The 3448-nt window shown below is 67.3% G+C and carries 1 protein-coding gene; it reads left to right on the top strand.

Features of this window, described 5'->3' with window-relative positions:
* A partial coding sequence (locus ACGF7Y_RS36425) for an amino acid adenylation domain-containing protein (RefSeq protein WP_393242470.1) occupies positions 1-3448 on the top strand: 3448 nt, incomplete at both ends.

The raw sequence follows: 3448 nt of genomic DNA, 5'->3' as shown, positions 1-3448 counted from the left end.
CTGGCGTTGCGTCGGTCGGTGGATCTGGTCGTGGCGATGTACGCGGTGGCGAAGTCCGGTGGTGCGTATGTGCCGGTGGATCCGGATCAGGCTGCGGAGCGTACGAGTTACATCCTCGAGACGGCGGCACCTGTGTGCGTGTTGTCGAACGCCGAGGCGGAGTTCGAGACCGACGTCGCGCCGGTGGTGCGGATCGACGAATTGGACTTGTCCGGTGTGGATGCCACTACGGTGACCGATGCCGATCGCGTACGGCCGTTGCGTGCGGAGAACACGGCGTATGTCATCTTCACCTCTGGATCGACCGGCCGTCCGAAGGGCGTCGCGGTTCCGCATGGCGCTATCGCGAATCAGTTGCAGTGGAAGAATGTCGAGTTCGGGCTCGATGCCGCTGATGCGATCCTGCTGAAGACGGCGGCGACGTTCGACTTGTCGGTGTGGGAGTTCTGGTCGGCCGCTGTCTGTGGTGGCCGTCTGGTGATCGCCGCGCCGGATGGTCATCGAGACCCGGCCTACCTCAACGAACTCATGGCCCAGGAATGGGTCACCACCCTGCACGTCGTGCCGTCCATGCTGGACGCGCTGCTTACCGCGGGCATGCCGGATTCGCTGTGGCGGGTGTTGGCGATCGGTGAGGCTCTGCCGGGTTCGCTCGCGCAGCGGTTCTTGCGCCAGAATCCCCGCACCGAACTGTTCAACCTGTACGGTCCGACCGAGGCGGCGGTGTCGGTCACCAGCCACCGGGTCACCCTCGCCGACGAGACGTCGGTGTCGATCGGCGCTCCCGAATGGAACAGCCGGGTCTACGTCCTCGATGGGCGTTTGCGGCCGGTGCCGGTGGGTGTTTCCGGTGAATTGTATTTGGCTGGTGCGCAGTTGGCGCGTGGTTATTTCGGTCGTGCGGATTTGACGGCGGATCGGTTCGTGGCCAATCCGTTCGAGTCGGGTGCTCGGATGTATCGCACGGGTGATGTGGTCGCCTGGAATGGCGATGGTGAGCTGGAGTATCGGGGTCGTACGGATTTTCAGGTGAAGATTCGTGGTTTCCGTATCGAGCTGGGTGAGATCGAGGCGGCGTTGTTGGCGTTGCCGGAGGTCGCGCAGACGGCGGTGATCGCGAAGTCCGATCCGAAGACCGGCGACCGGTTGGTGGCTTATATCGTTCCTGCCGGTCCCGGTGCCGGTGCGGGTGTCGCTGGCGCTGACGGTGTCGCTGGCGGTGCGGGTGCTGCTGGTGGTGTGGATGTGGCTCGGGTGCAGTCGGAGCTTGTGGCGGTTCTGCCGTCGTATATGGTGCCGTCGGCGTTCGTGGTGCTGGATGCTTTGCCGTTGAATGTGAACGGCAAGCTGGATCGCAAGGCGTTGCCGGAGCCGGAGTTCGAGGTCCAGGCTTTCCGTGCGCCGTCGACTCCGATCGAGGAGATCGTGGCGTCGGTGTACGCCGAGGTGCTGGGTGTCGAGCGGGTCGGTGCGGATGACGACTTCTTCGCGCTCGGTGGTAACTCGTTGCTGGCGACGCAGGTCGTGGCGCGTATCGGTGCGGCGTTGGACGCTCGTGTCCCGGTGCGTGTGTTGTTCGAGGCGGCGACCGTGGCCGGACTCGCCACGAAGGTCGAGCAGCACGCGGGCTCCGGCGGGCGTAAAGCCTTGGTCGCCGGTCCGCGCCCTGACCGCGTCCCGCTGTCGCTGGCGCAGCAGCGCATGTGGTTCCTCAACCAGTTCGATCCGGCGTCGTCGGTCTACAACATCCCGGCCGCCATCCGCCTCACCGGCGACTTGGACGTGGGCGCTCTGCGACAGGCCGTCGCGGACCTGGTGGCGCGTCACGAGATCCTGCGCACGATCTACCCGCAGACGCCGGACGGCCCGGTACAGCAGGTGCTCGCCGCGGACGAGGTGCCGATCGGTGTGGCGCCGGCTCGGGTCGACGCGGCCGATCTGGCCGCCGCGGTGACCGCCGTCGTCGCGGCGGGCTTCGACGTGACCTCCGAGGTCCCGTTCCGGGTCGAACTGTTCGAGGTCGCTTCCGCGAACGCGGACGATCCGACCGAGCACGTGCTCGCGTTCGTCGCGCACCACATCAGCTCGGACGGTTGGTCGATGGGACCGCTCACCCGGGATCTGGTGCTGGCCTACGAGGCGCGCAGCAGAGGCGAAGCCCCGGCCATGGCCCCGCTGCCGGTCCAATACGCGGACTACAGCCTGTGGCAGCGGGAGGTGCTCGGTTCCGAGAGCGACCCGAACAGCCTCATCTCGCAGCAGGCCGAGTACTGGCGCGGTACGCTCGCGGCCCTGCCGGACGAACTGCCGCTGCCGGTCGACCGGCCCCGGCCCGCCCAGGCGTCCTATCGCGGGGCCACCTTCGCCTTCGACATCGACGCCGACCTGCATACCGGGCTGGAACAACTCGCCCAGCGGCATAATTCGACACTGTTCATGGTGGTGCACGCCGCGCTCGCGGTGCTGCTGGCCCGGCTGTCGGGCACCTCGGACATCGCCATCGGAACCCCGGTGGCCGGCCGCGGCGAGGCCGAACTCGACGATCTGATCGGCATGTTCGTCAACACCCTGGTGCTGCGCACCGAGGTCGAGCCGGGCACGCCGTTCGACGAGTTGCTCGCCGAGGTCCGCCGGACCGACGTCGCGGCGTTCGGGCACGCCGACCTGCCCTTCGAGCGTCTGGTCGAAATGCTCGATCCGGTTCGCTCGGCGGCGCGGCACCCGCTGTTCCAGGTGATGCTGGTATTGCAGAACCTGGCGCAGGCGACGCTCGAGTTGCCCGGGCTCACGGTGTCCGGCATCGATCCGCAGGTGTCGGCGGCCAAGTTCGACTTGCAGATCACCCTGGCCGAACAGCCTGGAGCCCAAGGTCTTTCGGTCGTCATCGGCTACGCGACCGACCTGTTCGACGAATCGACCGTGCGGAACTTCGCGAGCCGATTCCGCCGTATCCTGGCGGCGGTCACGGCCGATGCCACCGCCGTGGTCGGGGACATCGATGTGCTCGCACCCGGCGAGCGCGATCAGGTACTGAGTGCATGGAATGCGCCGGGAGCCTGGGTTCCCGGTGCGACCTTGCCGGACGTCATCGCCGAGCAGGCGTGGCTGCGTCCGGACGCGGTAGCGATCCGCTACGGCGACACCAGCCTGACGTTCGGTGAGTTGCAGCGTCGGGCGAATCAGGTGGCTCGGGCGTTGATCGCTGCGGGGGCGGGCCCGGAGTCGGTGGTGGCGGTGGCGATGCCGCGCACCGAGGAACTACCGGTCGCGTTGTTGGGTGTGTTGACCGCGGGTGCGGCGTATCTGCCGATCGACACCACTTATCCGGTGCAGCGGTTGGAGTTCATGCTCGGTGACGCCGCGCCGGTGTGTGTGCTGACCACCGCGCAGCAGCGGGATGCGGTGCCGGCCGGGCAGTTGCCGGTGGTGCTCCTGGGCGAGGCCGAGA

Origin of the sequence: Nocardia sp. NPDC047654 (assembly GCF_043205035.1) — a bacterium.
Taxonomy (GTDB): Bacteria; Actinomycetota; Actinomycetes; order Mycobacteriales; family Mycobacteriaceae; genus Nocardia.
This window is presented reverse-complemented; position numbering and strand designations above follow the sequence as displayed.